Origin of the sequence: Ideonella livida, from assembly GCF_010499455.1 — a bacterium.
Taxonomy (GTDB): domain Bacteria; phylum Pseudomonadota; class Gammaproteobacteria; order Burkholderiales; family Burkholderiaceae_C; genus Ideonella; species Ideonella livida.
The window spans coordinates 68300-84415 of sequence record NZ_JAAGOH010000005.1; the positions used below are offsets into that span (position 1 = coordinate 68300).

The 16116-nt window shown below is 64.9% G+C and carries 11 protein-coding genes and 1 tRNA gene; 4 read left to right on the forward strand and 8 right to left on the reverse strand.

Annotated features, from left to right (window positions below; translation table 11 throughout):
* Positions 1-103: 103 nt before the first annotated feature.
* The 7 genes from lon to G3A44_RS05930 all read right to left on the reverse strand — a co-directional run bounded on the left by lon (position 104) and on the right by G3A44_RS05930 (position 10681).
* Positions 104-2527: an endopeptidase La gene (lon, locus tag G3A44_RS05900; RefSeq protein ID WP_163456585.1), complete on the reverse strand. Its 2424-nt coding sequence runs from the start codon at positions 2525-2527 to the stop codon at positions 104-106.
* Positions 2528-2618: 91 nt separating this feature from the next.
* Complete coding sequence (gene clpX, locus G3A44_RS05905; protein ID WP_163456586.1) at positions 2619-3893, reverse strand: ATP-dependent Clp protease ATP-binding subunit ClpX; 1275 nt, start codon at positions 3891-3893, stop codon at positions 2619-2621.
* A 138-nt stretch (positions 3894-4031) separates the two neighbouring features.
* Positions 4032-4640, reverse strand: coding sequence for an ATP-dependent Clp endopeptidase proteolytic subunit ClpP (gene clpP / locus G3A44_RS05910; RefSeq protein ID WP_163456587.1), 609 nt, complete (start codon positions 4638-4640; stop codon positions 4032-4034).
* 162 nt (positions 4641-4802) lie between these two features.
* Complete coding sequence (gene tig, locus G3A44_RS05915; protein WP_163456588.1) at positions 4803-6110, reverse strand: trigger factor; 1308 nt, start codon at positions 6108-6110, stop codon at positions 4803-4805.
* Between the two features lie 28 nt (positions 6111-6138).
* Positions 6139-6225: transfer RNA gene (locus G3A44_RS05920), tRNA-Leu, on the reverse strand.
* A gap of 195 nt (positions 6226-6420) precedes the next feature.
* Positions 6421-9537: an efflux RND transporter permease subunit gene (locus tag G3A44_RS05925; protein ID WP_163456589.1), complete on the reverse strand. Its 3117-nt coding sequence runs from the start codon at positions 9535-9537 to the stop codon at positions 6421-6423.
* A 13-nt stretch (positions 9538-9550) separates the two neighbouring features.
* Positions 9551-10681 (reverse strand): efflux RND transporter periplasmic adaptor subunit, encoded by a 1131-nt coding sequence (locus tag G3A44_RS05930; protein WP_163456590.1) that lies wholly within the window; start codon positions 10679-10681, stop codon positions 9551-9553.
* A gap of 148 nt (positions 10682-10829) precedes the next feature.
* Here G3A44_RS05930 and hpnC point away from each other — a divergent pair, with 148 nt between their 5' ends.
* The 4 genes from hpnC (at position 10830) to G3A44_RS05950 (ending at position 14853) form a co-directional block, all read left to right on the forward strand.
* A complete protein-coding gene (hpnC, locus tag G3A44_RS05935; protein ID WP_163456591.1) occupies positions 10830-11711 on the forward strand; it encodes a squalene synthase HpnC in 882 nt (293 codons plus the stop codon).
* Positions 11708-12556: a presqualene diphosphate synthase HpnD gene (gene hpnD, locus G3A44_RS05940; protein ID WP_163456592.1), complete on the forward strand. Its 849-nt coding sequence runs from the start codon at positions 11708-11710 to the stop codon at positions 12554-12556. The genes hpnC and hpnD overlap by 4 nt, the downstream gene beginning before the upstream one ends.
* Positions 12540-13907, forward strand: a complete 1368-nt coding sequence (hpnE, locus tag G3A44_RS05945; RefSeq protein ID WP_163456593.1) for a hydroxysqualene dehydroxylase HpnE — start codon at positions 12540-12542, stop codon at positions 13905-13907. Before hpnD ends, hpnE begins: the two co-directional genes overlap by 17 nt.
* A 172-nt stretch (positions 13908-14079) precedes the next feature.
* Positions 14080-14853, forward strand: a complete 774-nt coding sequence (locus G3A44_RS05950) for an IclR family transcriptional regulator (RefSeq protein ID WP_163456706.1) — start codon at positions 14080-14082, stop codon at positions 14851-14853.
* Positions 14854-14958: 105 nt separating this feature from the next.
* On the opposite strand, the gene pbpG is transcribed toward G3A44_RS05950, so the two are convergent.
* A complete protein-coding gene (gene pbpG / locus G3A44_RS05955) occupies positions 14959-16017 on the reverse strand; it encodes a D-alanyl-D-alanine endopeptidase (RefSeq protein WP_163456594.1) in 1059 nt (352 codons plus the stop codon).
* Between the last annotated feature and the right edge of the window lie 99 nt (positions 16018-16116).

A 16116-nucleotide genomic window follows, 5' to 3' on the forward strand; every position in this document is an offset into this window, starting at 1 on the left:
TTCTTGCAAGCACTTTCGAAAGAACACTCAAACATGAGGCCGAAAGGCACAGCCTCGACGTTTGCCAAGGTGAATCACCTTCGCAAACGCCGATCCGCCACGATCAGTGCGGAAGGGTGTCAGCACCGGCCAGTGCCTTGACCGGGGCCGCCTCGGACGCCGTCGGTGCGACGGCGACCTCGTCAGGCAGAGGCTGAGGCGCACGCTCCAAGGCCACTTCGAGCACCCGATCAATCCAGCGCACCGGAATGATCTCCAATTGGCTCTTCACATTGTCCGGAATGTCCTGAAGATCCTTGACGTTCTCCTCCGGGATCATCACCAACTTGATCCCACCCCGGTGCGCGGCGAGCAGCTTTTCCTTGAGACCGCCGATCGCCGTGACCTCACCACGCAGGGTGATCTCGCCAGTCATGGCCACATCCGCCCGGACGGGAATGCCCGTCAGGGCCGACACAAAGGCCGTGGTCATGGCGGCGCCGGCACTGGGGCCGTCCTTCGGCGTGGCGCCATCCGGTACGTGAATGTGGATGTCACGCTTCTCGAAGAGCTCATCCTTGATGCCAAGCAACCGTGCCCGGCTGCGAACCACTGTGCGCGCCGCCTCAACCGACTCCTTCATGACGTCGCCGAGAGAGCCCGTCCGGATGATGCTTCCCTTGCCCGGCATGGCCGTGGCTTCGATGGTGAGCAGGTCCCCGCCCACTTCGGTCCACGCCAAACCTACCACCTGACCGACCTGATTGGCCTTCTCCGCACGCCCAAAATCGAACTTACGCACGCCGAGGAAATCGTGGAGGTTCTCCTCGGTGATGGTGACGCGCCCTTCGTAGCTCTTGAGCTGATGGCCCTTGACCACCTTGCGGCAGAGCTTGGAGATCTCCCGCTCCAGAGAGCGCACACCGGCCTCACGGGTGTAATAGCGGATGATTCCACGGATCGCGGACTCGGTGACCTCCATCTCCTCGTCGCGCACCCCGTTGTTTTTGCACTGCTTGGGCAGCAGGTAACGCTGAGCGATGTTGAGCTTTTCGTCCTCGGTGTAACCCGACAGCCGGATGACCTCCATGCGATCCAACAGCGCCGGCGGAATGTTTAGCGAATTGGAGGTCGCCACGAACATCACGTCCGACAAGTCGAAGTCCACTTCCACGTAGTGGTCCGCAAAGGTGTGGTTCTGCTCTGGGTCCAACACCTCCAGCAGCGCCGAAGAAGGATCACCGCGGAAGTCCATGCCCAGCTTGTCGATCTCATCGAGCAGGAACAGCGGGTTGCGGGTGCCAACCTTGCCCAAACTCTGCAGCACCTTGCCCGGCATGGATCCAATGTAGGTGCGACGATGACCGCGAATCTCGGCCTCGTCTCGCACTCCACCCAGCGCCATGCGCACAAACTTACGGCCCGTGGCGCGCGCCACGGACTGACCCAGCGAGGTCTTACCCACGCCGGGCGGGCCCACCAAACACAGGATGGGCGCCTTGACCTTGTCGACGCGCTTCTGCACCGCGAGGTACTCCAAGATGCGCTCCTTGACCTTCTCCAGACCGAAGTGGTCCTCATTGAGGACATCCTCGGCATTCGAGAGGTCGTGCTTGATCTTGGTCTTCTTGCTCCAGGGCAGGTTGATCAGTGCGTCCAGGTAATTGCGGACCACCGTCGCTTCTGCCGACATGGGCGACATCAGCTTGAGCTTCTTGAGTTCGCTCTCGGCCTTCTTGCGAGCCTCCTTGGGCATGCGCGCGGCCAGGATCTTCTTCTCCAGCTCCTCCAGGTCAGCCCCCTCCTCGCCGTCGCCAAGCTCCTTCTGGATGGCCTTGACCTGCTCGTTGAGGTAGTACTCGCGCTGGCTCTTCTCCATCTGCCGCTTCACACGGCCGCGGATGCGCTTTTCCACCTGCAGGATGTCGACCTCGTGCTCAAGAAGCTCCAACAACTTCTCAAGCCTGCGGGCCACCTCGACCAGATCAAGCACGGACTGCTTGGCCTCCAGCTTCAAGGGCAGGTGGGCTGCGATGGTGTCGGCAAGTCGACCCGGGTCGTCAATGCCGGCGATGGAGGTGAGGATCTCCGGCGGAATCTTCTTGTTGAGCTTGACGTACTGGTCAAACTGTTGGGTCACGGCCCGACGCAACGCCTCCACCTCGGCAGACGGCTCCCCGTCCAGCGGCACAGGCGTCACCACCGCCGTGAAGTGCTCACCGGCCTCGGAAACCGAGTCGGTGCGGCCGCGCTGTACGCCTTCCACCAGTACCTTGACCGTGCCGTCCGGCAGCTTGAGCATCTGCAGGATGGTCGAAACGCATCCGACCTCGAAGAGATCTTCGGCGCGGGGCTCGTCCTTGCCTGCGGCCTTTTGTGCCACCAGCATGATCTGGCGGCCCGCCTCCATGGCGGCCTCCAGTGCCTTGATGGACTTGGGCCGGCCGACAAACAGCGGAATCACCATGTGGGGAAACACCACCACATCGCGCAGGGGCAACAGGGGCAACGAAATCGGTTCAGGCGGAAGGATGTTCTGTCCTGACATGGGAAACCTCTCTTTCTCGGACCGACTTGGGGGCCGAGCGGGCAATTGCAAGTGCCAGGCTCCAAGCTTTCCAGCCCAGAGCCCGGCGCGCTCAGGCGCTGGCCTTGGCCTGTTCGCGGTACACCAGCAGGGGCTTTCCGCCTTCTTCCACGATGTGTTCGTCGAGCACAACCTTGCTCACCCCCTCCAGGGTGGGCAACTCAAACATGGTGTCCATCAGGGACTGCTCCATGATGGAGCGCAAGCCGCGGGCTCCCGTCTTGCGGGCCAGCGCCTTTCGGGCAATGGCCGCCAAGGCCGACGACCGGATCTCCAGCTCCACACCATCCATGGCAAAAAGCTTCTGGTATTGCTTGACCAGGGCGTTCTTGGGCTCGACCAAGATGTCCACCAGCGCCTCTTCGGTCAGCTCACCCAAGGTGGCCACCACCGGCAGTCGACCGACCAACTCCGGAATGAGGCCGAAGCGCACCAGATCCTCCGGTTCGGCTTCCTTGAAGATCTCCGCGCTACGCTTCTCACTCTTGCTGTGCACCGTGGCACCGAATCCGATGCCGGACTTCTCGGTGCGACGCTGGATCACCTTCTCCAGGCCGTCGAAGGCGCCACCACAGATGAACAGAATGTTCGTGGTGTCTATCTGCAAGAAATCCTGGTTGGGATGCTTGCGCCCACCTTGCGGTGGCACGCTGGCCATGGTGCCCTCCACCAGCTTCAGCAGCGCCTGCTGCACCCCTTCGCCGGACACATCCCGGGTGATGCTGGGGTTGTCGGACTTGCGGCTGATCTTGTCAATTTCGTCGATGTAGACAATGCCGCGCTGCGCCCGCTCCACATCGTAATTGCAGTTCTGCAGCAGCTTTTGGATGATGTTCTCGACATCCTCGCCCACATAGCCTGCTTCAGTCAGCGTGGTCGCATCGGCGATGACGAAGGGCACATTGAGCAGGCGCGCGAGCGTCTGCGCAAGAAGCGTCTTGCCAGAGCCTGTGGGGCCGATCAGCAGGATGTTGCTCTTGGACAGCTCCACCTCGTCCTTACCACCCCCGGCGTGCTTGAGCCGCTTGTAGTGGTTGTAGACAGCGACGGAGAGGATCCGCTTGGCGGCATCCTGTCCGATCACGTACTGGTCGAGTATGGACTTGATCTCGGTGGGCACCGGCAGCTCAGCCTTGCCCGGTTTGCTGGTGGCAGTCACCGGCTCGGTGGGCACCTCGTCACGGATGATGTCATTGCAGAGTTCGATGCACTCGTCGCAGATGAACACCGAGGGGCCGGCGATGAGCTTCTTCACCTCGTGCTGGCTTTTGCCGCAGAAGGAGCAGAACAGGGCCTTTTCGCCGGAGGCGCCTTTCTTGTCTGGCATGGGTATCGGTCAGTGGCAGGGCCGGATGAATCTGAATTGATGATAGTCCAGGGCCCCAGGGACCCTGGCACCGGAAATGCCCCCAGATCACCAGGGTGATGAGCACTCCGGTCTGCTGGCGTCGAAGAAATGACGACTTCAGCCGCGCTTCTCCAGCACCTGGTCGATCAGCCCGTAGGTCTGCGCCTCTGCGGCAGTCATGTAGTAGTCGCGCTCGGTGTCCGCCTGGATCTTCTCCAGGGGCTGGCCGGTGCGATCCGCCAGGATGCGATTGAGCTGTTCGCGAGTCTTGAGGATCTCGCGGGCATGGATCTCGATGTCGGTGGCCTGGCCCTGGGCCCCGCCCAGGGGCTGGTGGATCATGATCTTGCTGTTGGGCAGGGAAAAGCGCTTGCCCTTGGCACCCGCGGACAGCAGGAAAGCGCCCATGCTGGCCGCCATGCCAATGCAAAGCGTCGAGACGTCAGGCTTGATGAACTGCATCGTGTCGAAGATCGACATGCCAGCGCTCACGCTGCCACCCGGAGAGTTGATGTAGAACGAGATGTCCTTGTCGGGGTTCTCGCTCTCCAGGAACAACAGCTGGGCGACCACCAGATTGGCACTCTGGTCGTTGACCGGCCCGACGAGGAACACGATGCGCTCGCGCAGCAGCCGGGAATAGATGTCGTAGGCCCGCTCGCCACGGCCCGACTGCTCGATGACCATCGGAACCATGCCCAGGGCTTGGGTTTCCAGTGCGCTCATGGATGTCCTTTTCGAATGGAGATGGGAAAGTGGCGGATCATTATGTCGCCAGCGCTTAACCACCTTATCGGCAAAAAAAAGCCCGGCCTTTGAGGTCGGGCGATTCAGGCTTGACCCGGGCTGCGGCTACAGCGGACCGCCATGCCCCGGGGTGACGCACAATCAGGCGGTCATCAGCTCATCAAAGGGCAGGCTCTTGTCGGTGACCTTGGCCTGGGCGAGGACGAACTCAGCCACGTTGTTCTCGATGACCACGGCCTCGACCTCGGCCATCCGCTGACGGTCGGACAAGTACCAGCGCACCACTTCAGCCGGCTGCTCGTAGCTCTGGGCCATTTCCTCGATGTGGGCCTGCAGCTGCTCCGGCTTGGCTTGCAAGTTGTTGGCACGCACCAGCTCCGACACCAGCAGGCCCAGGCGCACGCGCTTCTCGGCTTGGGCGCTGAAGATCTCCTCGGGAATCGGGGTCTTGTCTGCGTCCTTGATGCCGCGCTGCTTGAGGTCGGCGCGGGCGCCGTCGACCAGACGCTCAACTTCAGACTTCACCAGAGCCTTGGGCACATCCAGCTCGGCAGCCTTGACAAGGGCGTCCATCACGGCCGACTTGTTACGGGCCAGCACGCGGAACTTCACCTCGCGCTCAAGGTTCTTGCGGACGTCGGCGCGCAGGCCCTCCACGGTGGCCTCGGTCAGACCGAGGGAGGCGACGAACTCGGCGTTCACCTCCGGCAGGACCTGCGCCTCAACCTTCTTCATGGTGACCAGGAAGTCGGCTTCCTTGCCGGCCACGTCCTTGCCGTGATAGTCCTCGGGGAACTGCAGCGGGAAGGTCTTGGATTCGCCGATCTTCATGCCACGCACGGCAGCATCAAACTGCTCGAGCATCTGGCCTTCGCCCACCAGGAACTGGAAGGCTTCGGCCTTGCCGCCGGCAAAGGGCTCGCCGTCAATCTTGCCTTCGAAATCGATGGTGACACGGTCACCGGCCTCGGCGCCAGCGTCAGCCGCGCGCTCGACGAAGGTGCGGCGCTGCTTGCGCAGGATTTCGACGGTCTTGTCGATGGCGGCGTCGTCCACCACCGCCTCAACGCGCTCCACTTCGGCAGTGGACAGGTCCGGCACCTTCACGTCGGGGTAGACCTCAAAGGTCGCGGCAAAAGCCAGCTGACCTTCAGGCGCTTCGTCCTGCTGGGTGATGCTGGGCATGCCAGCCACGCGCAGCTTGGCCTCGCTGGCCGCTTGGTTGAAAGCCTCACCGATCTTGTCGTTCATGACCTCGTACTGCACCGAGTAGCCATAACGTTGGGCGACGACCGACATCGGCACCTTGCCCGGACGGAAACCGTCGACCTTGACCGTGCGCGACAGCTTCTTGAGGCGGGCCTCGACCTCGGAAGTGATCTCTGCAGCCGGCAGCGTCAGCGTGATGCGGCGTTCGAGTTTCTCGAGGGTTTCTACATTGACTGCCATGTTGCTTGCTCTGTATTGGTCTTCATGATGGTGCGCGGGGCCGGACTCGAACCGGCACGCCCGTGAAGGCGTCAGGACCTAAACCTGGTGCGTCTACCAATTTCGCCACCCGCGCGACACGGAGGCCTGGTGGCGGGCGATGACGACGCCGCACCAGGACTCCTGGATCCACTCCATGCGGGGCCAGGCACCCGACATTCACAGAAACGGGCACCCTGCCATTCCACAGGGAATCCAACATTCTAACGGGCACCGGCGCGCATATCCGTTCACGCTTTTCCGGGTGCGGCGGACGGATGCCGGAAGGTCGTCAGCGGCGTACGCGGAACCAGGCCGCATACATCGCCGGCAGCGCCAGCAGGGTGAGCACCGTGGCGACCACCAGCCCACCCATGATGGCCACGGCCATAGGCCCCCAGAACAGGCTGCGGGAGAGCGGGATCATCGCCAGCACCGCCGCTGCTGCGGTCAGGACGATGGGGCGGAACCGCCGCACGGCCGACTCGACCACGGCCTCCCAAGCCGGCACGCCACGCTGCCGGTCCTGCTCGATCTGGTCGATGAGGATGACCGAGTTGCGCATGATCATGCCCATGAGTGCAATGAACCCCAGCAGGGCCACGAAACCGAACGGCCGGTTGAGCAGCAGCAGTGCACCCGCCACCCCGGCGATGCCCAGCGGGGCTGTGAGCACGACCAGCATCACCCGGGAGAAGCTCTGGAGTTGCATCATCAGCAGGGTCAGCATGATGAAGACCATGAGCGGCACCCCGGCAGCGATGGAAGCCTGGCCCTTGGAACTTTCCGCCACAGCCCCCGCCACCTCGATGTCCAGTCCCGTGGGCATCTTCTGGCGCAAGGTCTGCATGGCCGGCCAAAGCTCGGCCGTGACCGTGGCCCCTTGCACGCCATCGACCACGTCGCCTTGCACCGTGACAGCGTACTTGCGGCCCTCGCGCCACATGATGCCGGGCTCCCACACCTGCCGAATGCTGGCCACCTGGGACAACGGCACGGGCCGCCCCAGGCTGCTGGCCAGCTGCACATGGCCCAGGTCAGCCAGCACCTGCCTGTCTGATGCTGGCGAGCGCAACGAGATCTCAATCAGGCGATCGCCCTCGCGGAACTGCGCCACCGGCAGGCCGGTGACCAGGGTCCTGATAGCTTGGGCAATGCTTTGGCTGGACACACCGAGGGCCCGGGCCTTGTCCTGATCCACCTCAAAGCGCAGCGACTTGACCTCTTCGTTCCAGTTGTCGTTGACCCCGCGCATCTGCGGATGCTGGCGCAGCAGCGCCTTGGCTTCTTCGGCCCACTGCCGCAGCGCCACGGGATCTTCTCCCGTCACGCGAAACTGGACCGGATAGGGCACCGGAGGTCCATTGGGCAGCAGCTTGATGCGGCCGCGCACCTCAGGCATCTCGGTGGCCAGCAGTTCAGGCAAGCGCCGCCGCAGGCCCTCGCGCTGCTCCAGGGTCTTGGGCAGCAGGATGAACTGGCTCACATTGGCCTGCGGAAACACTTGGTCGAGGGGCAGGTAGAAGCGGGGCACACCGCTTCCGACCCAAGCCGTGACCGTCTCGACCTCGGGCTGCTGCAGCATCAGGGCCTCAAAGCGCCGCGCCACGCGCTCGCTTTCCTGGATGGTGGAGCCTTCCGGCAGCCACAGGTCCACGGTGATCTCGGGCCGGCTGGAATCGGGGAAGAACTGTTGTTCCACCTTGCCCATGCCCACGACTCCCGCTGCAAAGGTCAGGACAGTCAGGCCGATGGTGATCCAGCGGTGGTCGACGCACCAGTTAACCAGGCGGCGGAAGCCCAGGTAGAAGGGCGTGTCGAAGAGTTCGTGCGGCCCGTCGTTCTGCCCGTGCTGCCTCGTGCGCAACAGCCAAGCCCCCAGGTAAGGCACGAAGTACACCGACACCAGCCAGGAGATGATGAGCGAGGCGGAGGTCACCGCGAATATCGCGAAGGTGTATTCCCCCGTGACCGACTTGGCCAGTCCGATGGGCAGGAAGCCGGCGGCGGTGATCAGGGTGCCCGTGAGCATGGGCATGGAGGTGGCCTCGTAGGCGTAGGTGGCGGCATGCATGCGGTCATGCCCCTCCTCAAGCTTTCGAACCATCATCTCCACAGCAATGATCGCATCGTCCACCAGCAAGCCCAGGGCGATGATCAGGGAGCCCAGGGAGATCTTGTGCAGGCCCACGCCCCAATAGAACATGGTCACGAACGTGATGGCCAGCACCAGTGGAATGGTGATGCCCACGACCAGACCCGGCCAGATGTCCACCCGCAGCGGGCGGGTGTGCAGGCCCAGACTGACGAAGCTGACGGCCAGCACGATCACCACCGCCTCGATCAGCACGCCGATGAATTCGTTGACGGAACGCGCCACAGCTTTCGGCTGATCCTGGATCTGCTCGATCTCAATGCCCACGGGCAGGTCGGCGCGCACACGCTCCACGTTGGCCTTGAGGTCCTTCCCCAAGGCGATGATGTCCCCACCTTTGGCCATGGAGACGCCCAGGGCCACCACCTGACGGCCTTGATGACGCACCATGGTCGTGGGCGGATCGGCATAGCCCCGGCGAAGGTGAGCGATGTCGCCCAACCGATACGTGGCCGACTGCCCGGTCACCGGATGGGTGCCGCGGATGGGCAGCTGCGCCAGGGACTCCACCGTCTGGAAGGCGCCACCTACCCGCATTTGCACGTTCTGGGCCCCCGCATTGAAGACCCCGGCACTCTCCACCGCGTTCTGCGCATTAAGCTGGCTGATCACCTGCCCCATGTCCAAGCCCAGTTGCGCCAGGCGCTTCTGGGACACCTCGACGAACAACTTCTCGGCCTGCACACCGAAGAGCTCGACCTTGGCCACGTTGGGCACACGCAGAAACTGACCCCGCACCCGCTCGGCATGCTGGCGCAGTTCCTCCTGGCTGAAGCCATCGGCGCTCAGGGCGAACAGGGAGCCGTAGACGTCTCCGAACTCATCGTTGTAGAACGGGCCCAGCACCCCGGCAGGCAGGCTGGACCGCATGTCCCCCACCTTCTTGCGCACCTGATACCAGGCGTCAGGCACCTCCTTGGGCGGGGTGGAATCCTTGAGCTGGAAGATGGTGAGGCTTTCACCGGGCTTGGTGAAGCTGCGGATGATGTCCGCATGCGGCACCTCTTGCAGCGTGCGTTCGATCTTGTCGGTGACCTGGTCCGCCATCTGCTGGGCCGTGGCGCCCGGCCAGTAAGCCTGCACCACCATCGCGCGGAACGTGAACGGCGGATCCTCATCCTGCCCCAGCTGGAAGTAGGCGGCCAGCCCCAGCACCATCAGCACCACCATCAGGTAGCGGGTCAGTGGCGCGTGCTCCAGCGCCCAGCGCGAAATGTTGAACCGGGCGCCCTTGAAACTTTCGTGTTCCTGCATGTCCGCCCCTTGCTCAGCGCTGCGCCGACGCCGACGCCGTCGACGGGCCGACGGCCGAATCCCCCATGCGGCGGACCTTCTGACCCGCCGTCAGGACGTGGGTGCCCGCCGTCACGATCTCTTCGCCCGGCTTGAGTCCCTGGCTGACGATGGCCTGGTTGCCATCACTGCCGCCCAACTCCACCGGCCGCAACGCCACCGTCATGGAGGCGCCATCCAGCACCCAGACGGCCGAGCGGCCCTTGTCTGCCAACACGGCGGTCAAGGGCACACGGATCGCCGCGGCCGCCGTCACCTGCGGCAGGCGCAAGGTGCCCGACTGACCTAGAACCGCCTCGCGCCCAATGTCGGCCTTGGCCAGGAAGGTTCGCGTGACCGGGTCCGCCGCTGCGGCAAGCTCTCGCAGCGTCACCGGCCTGGAGTCCGCCTCTCCCCAGGCCTGCCAGCGCAGCAGTCCGGGCTGACCCAGCGCTCGCCGGAACTCTTGATAGCGCGTCTCGGGTACCTGGAAGACCGCATCGCGGGGCCCGTCATGCGCCAGGCGCAACACCGCCGTGCCGGCAGCCAGCACCTGACCCGGCTCCGCCTCAATGCCCGCAATCACCCCAGCCTCCGGTGCAGTCAGTTGGGCATAAGCCGACTGGTTGTCCTGCACCTGCGCCTGGGCGCGCGCCTGCTCCCACTGGGCCTGCGCCGAACGCCAAGCGGTCTCGCGGCGTTCCACTTCTGCCGCGCTCACAAAGCCCTGCCCTTTGAGCTCACGTGCGCGCTGCAGATCTGCCAAGGCCTGCTGCAAAGCCACATCCGCCGCCCGCACTCCAGCCTGCGCGGCATCCCGCCCCAACCGCAGGTCCGCAGGATCCAGCTGCGCGAGCACTTGACCCGCGCGCACGGTCTCGCCCAGCTGAGCCGGCCGCTGGAGCAGCTTGCCAGGGACCCTGAAGGACAGCCGCGTCTCGATCCGGGCCTTCACCTCGCCAGGAAACTCGGAGACCCGCACCGCGTCGGCCTGACCCACGGTCAGCAGACGCACGGCCCGCACGGGCTCAGGCGGCACCGCCTTGGGCGCGCAGGCCACCAAGGCCAAGGCGGTCAAGGCCAACAGGCCGGCCGTCCGGTGAGTCGGGGAGAGGGAATGCGCCATGGAACCTTCCGCATGCTGACGGCCCGTGACGGCATCCCGCCACAGGCCCGGTTAATGACTGACTGGTCAGTAATGTAGAAGCAGCTTTGTCCGACGTCAATGAATCGCGGTCACGGCAACGGCCTTGCGGCGCGTGGACAATGCCGGGGTGTCGGTCAATCACTACGAAAACTTTCCCGTCGCTTCCCTGCTCTGCCCGCCGGTACTCCGTCCGGCGGTCGTCGCCATCTACCGCTTCGCGCGTACGGCGGATGACCTGGCCGACGAGGGAGAAGTCGCCTTGTTCGACCGCCTAGAGGCGCTGGACAGCCTGCGTGACGGGGTCACGGCCTTGTGGGCGGACAACACCGTCGCCGAGCGTTGGGCAGACATCCTGGCGCCTCTTCTCAGGGTGCGTCAGCGCCACGCGCTGCCCTTGCAGCCCTTCCTGGACCTGTTGAGCGCCTTCCGGCAGGATTGCGCCAATCCGGTGCATCCCGACATGGCCAGCGTGTTGGACTACTGCGCGCGTTCGGCCAACCCGGTGGGACGCCTCATGCTCCACCTCTACGGTGTCCATGACCCCGCCTCGCAGGCCCAATCGGACGCCATCTGCACGGCCCTGCAGCTGATCAACTTTTGGCAGGACCTGGGGCAGGACCTCACGCGCGGGCGGCTCTACCTGCCGCGCGACTTGCTCCTCCAACAGCACCTGGCACGCGACCACGACCTGACGGCTGACGCCCTGTGCCGCCACCTTCAATGCCTGGCAGCCCACCCTGAGGGGAGACAGACCTTGCGCGCTGTGGTGGCCGCACGTTGCCAGGAGGCACGCACCCTCATGTTGAGCGGCGCCGACTTGCCGCTGCGGCTTCCCGGACGCATCGGCTGGGAACTGCGTCTGGTGGTGCAAGGGGGGCTGCGCATCCTGGACCACATCCAGGCCATGGACCACAACACCGCCCTGAGCCGCCCCCGACTCGGCCCCGCCGACCTGCCACTCCTGATTTGGCGGGCCGCCCGCCAGCGCCCCCAGGACCGCCAACCATGACGCCTGAACAGTACGTCCAACAGAAAACCGCCGCCAGCGGCTCGTCTTTCTATTACGCCTTTCTCTTCCTCCCGGCCCCCCGCCGCGCCGCCATCACCGCCTTCTACGCCTTCTGCCGTGAGGTGGATGACGTGGTCGATGAGACCAGCGACACCCAGGTGGCCGCCACCAAGCTCGGCTGGTGGCACAAAGAGGTGCTGCAGTCTTTCGCAGGCCAGCCCAGCCACCCGGTGATGCGCGCCCTCATGCCGCACACCCAGGCCTTCGGCATCGAGGCACGGCACCTCTTGGCCGTGCTGGAGGGCTGCCAAATGGATCTGCAGCAGACGCGCTACCTGGATTTCGCCAATCTGCGCCAGTACTGCCACCTCGTGGCCGGCGTGGTCGGTGAGGTCGCTGCCAACATCTTCGGCCGTGAATCCGAAGCTACGCTGCAGTACGCCCACCGCCTGGGGTTGGCCATGCAGCTCACCAACATCATCCGGGATGTCGGCGACGATGCCCGCCGCGGCCGCATCTACCTGCCTGTGGCCGAGCTGCAACGCTTTGACGTGAAGGCCCACGAGATCCTCAAACGGGATAATCCCTGGGGGTACAGCGAGCGCTTCCAGGCCCTCATGCGCTTCCAGGCCGAACGTGCGCACCAATGTTTCGATGAAGCGATGGCGCTGCTGCCAGCCGCAGAACGCTCTGCCCAGCGCCCCGGACTGATGATGGCCCAAATCTATCGGCGGCTCTTGCGTGAGATTGAAGCCGGTGACTTCCAGGTGCTGCACCAACGCATCTCGCTCACGCCACTGCGCAAACTGGGCATCGCCATCCTGACCCATGTGCGCGGTCGCTGAGGGCGCTCTCGGGCGCCGCCGGATCGCCATCATCGGGGCCGGTTGGTCCGGCCTGGCTGCCGCGGTGCATGCCACGGCTGCAGGGGCTGACGTCACCGTGTACGAGGCGGGGCGGCAGCCCGGCGGACGAGCCGCCTCTACCACCGGGCCGGATGGGACCGAGCGCGACACCGGCCAGCACATCCTGATCGGTGCCTATCGCGCCACCCTGGGGCTCATGTCGCAGGTCGGCGTGGATCCAGCACAGGTACTGCGGCGGCTGCCCATGGCGCTGGTGGACCCCGCCGGTCGAGGGCTGACCCTGCACCTGGGCGGCGGGCTGCTGCACCACGCGGCCTCGCTTCTGGGGTGGAGTACCCTGCCCTGGAGAGCACGTTTGGGGGGCCTGCTATGGCTGGGCCGTTGGCAAGCCGCCCGCTTCCAATGCCCACCCGGCTGGACTGTGGCGCGCCTGGTGCAGGGTTGCCCTCAGGCCGTGGTGGAGCAACTGATCGAACCCCTGTGCGTCGCCGCCCTGAACACCCCGATGGCCGAGGCAGATGCGCAGATTTTGCTCAACGTCTTCCGCAGCGCCCTGGCGGGCCCGCGTGGCAGCGCCGACTTGCTGCTGCCCGCCGCAGCCCTCTCGGATCTGCTGCCACGGCCAGCCTGTGCCTGGCTGAGCCTACATGGCGCACAGCTGCGGATGGGCACACCTGTACGCCACCTGGCCCCCATAACCGACGGACGGGACGGCTGGATCGTGGAGACGGAAACATTCGACCAGGTCATCTTGGCTACCCCGGCCCGAGTGGCGGCAAGACTCACGGCGGACTGCGCGCCGCAGTGGGCTGCGCTGGCGCATCGCCTGCCCCAACAGGCGATCGCCACGGCGTGGCTGCGGGTGCCAACCACGGCTGCAGAGCCCGACCTGCCTGCGATGTCTTGCCTGAAGGGTGCGCTCGGCGAACCGGCTCAGTTCGCTTTTTCGCTGGCCAAGTTGCACGGGCACGGCCAGCAGGGCGTGCACACCCTGGTGGCCAGCGGTGTTGCACACTGGGCGACGCAGCCCCGCGAGGCCTTGGCGGGCGCCCTGCAGGCACAGTTCCGGCGGATGCTGGGTGCCGTGAATCCGACCACCCCCCCCCCCAGCGCAGGGAGCGTCGCCACTCAACTCCTTCACCTTCACCTGGACAGGCAGGCCACCTTCGCCTGTCTGCCGGGTCTCGATCGCCCCCCCGCGCGCATCCGCCCCGGTCTATGGGCCGCCGGCGACTACATCGCCGGGCCCTACCCCGCCACCTTGGAAGGAGCGGTTCTCAGCGGACAGCAGGCTGTCGAAGCCGCAAACGCGGCGACGTCGCGCTCGTGAACCGGCAGAGCTCCCAGTCGGTAGCACCAAAGGTGAAAGCACACCGTCCGTCCGACAGACAAGACCTGCCGTCCACCGGGAAACACCCTGGAGGCCGTCGGTCGTCCGCGACCTACAGGGCGCATGGACATTTCGCCATGCAAAAATGGTGCAAACCCTGCTGCGGACGACAATGACCAAAAAAGACGCCCACACCCCCAGCATCCAAGTGCTCGCTCGAGCCTTTGCCCTGTTGGATGAACTGGCAGCCCACCAAGACCCGGTCCCGCTCAAGGACCTGAGCGAACGCACTGGACTGCACCCCTCCACGGCGCACCGGATCCTCAACGACCTGGCGGCCGGACGCTACGTGGACCGCCCTGAATCGGGCAGCTATCGGCTGGGCATGCGGCTGCTGGAACTGGGCAATCTGGTCAAGGCGCGGCTCGACGTCCGGGATGCCGCCATCGCCCCGATGCGCGAGTTGCACAAGCTGACCCACCAACCGGTCAACCTGTCTGTGCGCCAAGGCGATGAAATCGTCTACATCGAACGCACCTACAGCGAACGATCCGGCATGCAGGTGGTGCGTGCGGTAGGCGGCCGCGCGCCGCTGCACCTCACCTCCGTTGGCAAACTTTTCCTGGCCTTCGACGATCCGCAACGGGTGCGGGCGTACGCTACCCGCACCGGCCTGGCCGGCCACACCCGCAACAGCATCACCGACCTGCCTTCACTGGAGCGGGAACTGGCGCAAGTCCGCCGACTGGCCATGGCACGGGATGACGAGGAACTGGAGCTGGGGGTCCGCTGCATGGCCGCCGCCATCTTCGACGACCAAGGCAAGTTGGTCGCAGGCCTCTCGGTTTCAGCTCCTGCCGACCGGTTGGAGGAGTCTTGGTTGGACCGCGTCAAGGCCACCGCGGCACAAATCTCGGCCTCATTGGGCCATCGCCCGCCCGCTTGATCCACAAGCTCGGCGGGCACCGCCAAAAGAGAAGCCCTCGAACCGCATGGTCGAGGGCTTACCGCTGCCGCCCACCCCGGATCCCGGAGAGAGCCCGTCTGCAGCCTAGCGCAAAGCGGCAGAAGACTTGGCGTTCTGACTCTGCAACCACTTGCGGATGCGCTCTGCATCACCGATGCGTGAGTACTTACCTGCCGAATCCAGCAACACCATGATCAGCTTGCGGCCTGCCATCTGGGCCTGCATGACCAAGCACTGACCCGCTTCCACGATGTACCCCGTCTTCTGCAGACCAATGTCCCACTCCGGACTAAGCACCAAGCGGTTGGTGGTGCGGAACTGCAGTTGGCGGCTGCCCACCTCCACCTGATGGGACGGGGAAGTGGAGAGCTCCCGGATCAACGGCACGCCGTAGGCACTCTTGACCAGCAGCGCGAGATCGTGTGCACTGGATTGGTTCTTGCTCGACAGCCCTGTTGGCTCGACGTAACGGGTGTCCAGCATGCCCAGGTTGCGGGCCTTGGCATTCATGGCTTGCACGAAGGCCCCTTCCCCCCCCGGGTAGTGGCGCCCCAGCGCACTGGCCGCCCGGTTCTCCGAGGACATAAGCGCCAAGTGCAGCAGTTCACCGCGGGAGAGCCGCGTGCCCACCGCCAGACGCGAAGACGTGCCCTTCTCCGTGTCGACATCGGCCTGGGAGATGGTGAGCGTTTCGTCCAAGGGCAGGTTCGCCTCCGTTACCACCATCGCCGTCATCAGCTTGGTGATGGATGCGATGGGCAGCACCGCCTCGGAGTTCTTCGCCAGGAGCACCTCGTTGGTGTCCTGATCCAGCACATACGCCACGCTGGAGCGAAGATCCAACGGGTCGTCTGTCCGGTGCAGACCAAACTGCTGACCCATGGAAGGCTTGGCGGCCGTGGCCACGGCCGCAGCAGCAACGACCGTGCGACCGGACTTGCGGACCACCCGACCCGGTACAGCCTTGGCCGGCCGCGGCCCGCGCTTGGCTGCCTTGCCGCCCGCATTGGCTGCGGCGCTGACAGTGGCCTTGGTACTGCGCTTGGCCGGCTCACTGCTCTTGGCATGCAGGCCGGCGCTGGCCATGGCCACGGCCAAACCCAGCACAGCCAGACGCCACTTGATGCCCCCCGCAGCCTTCATGCGATCACCTCTGTCTCACTTTGGCCGGTGGGGCCTCCCACCGGCAATTACAAGAGTCTAAGCCAGGGCCAAAACAGCCGCAACATCATGAACTTGCGG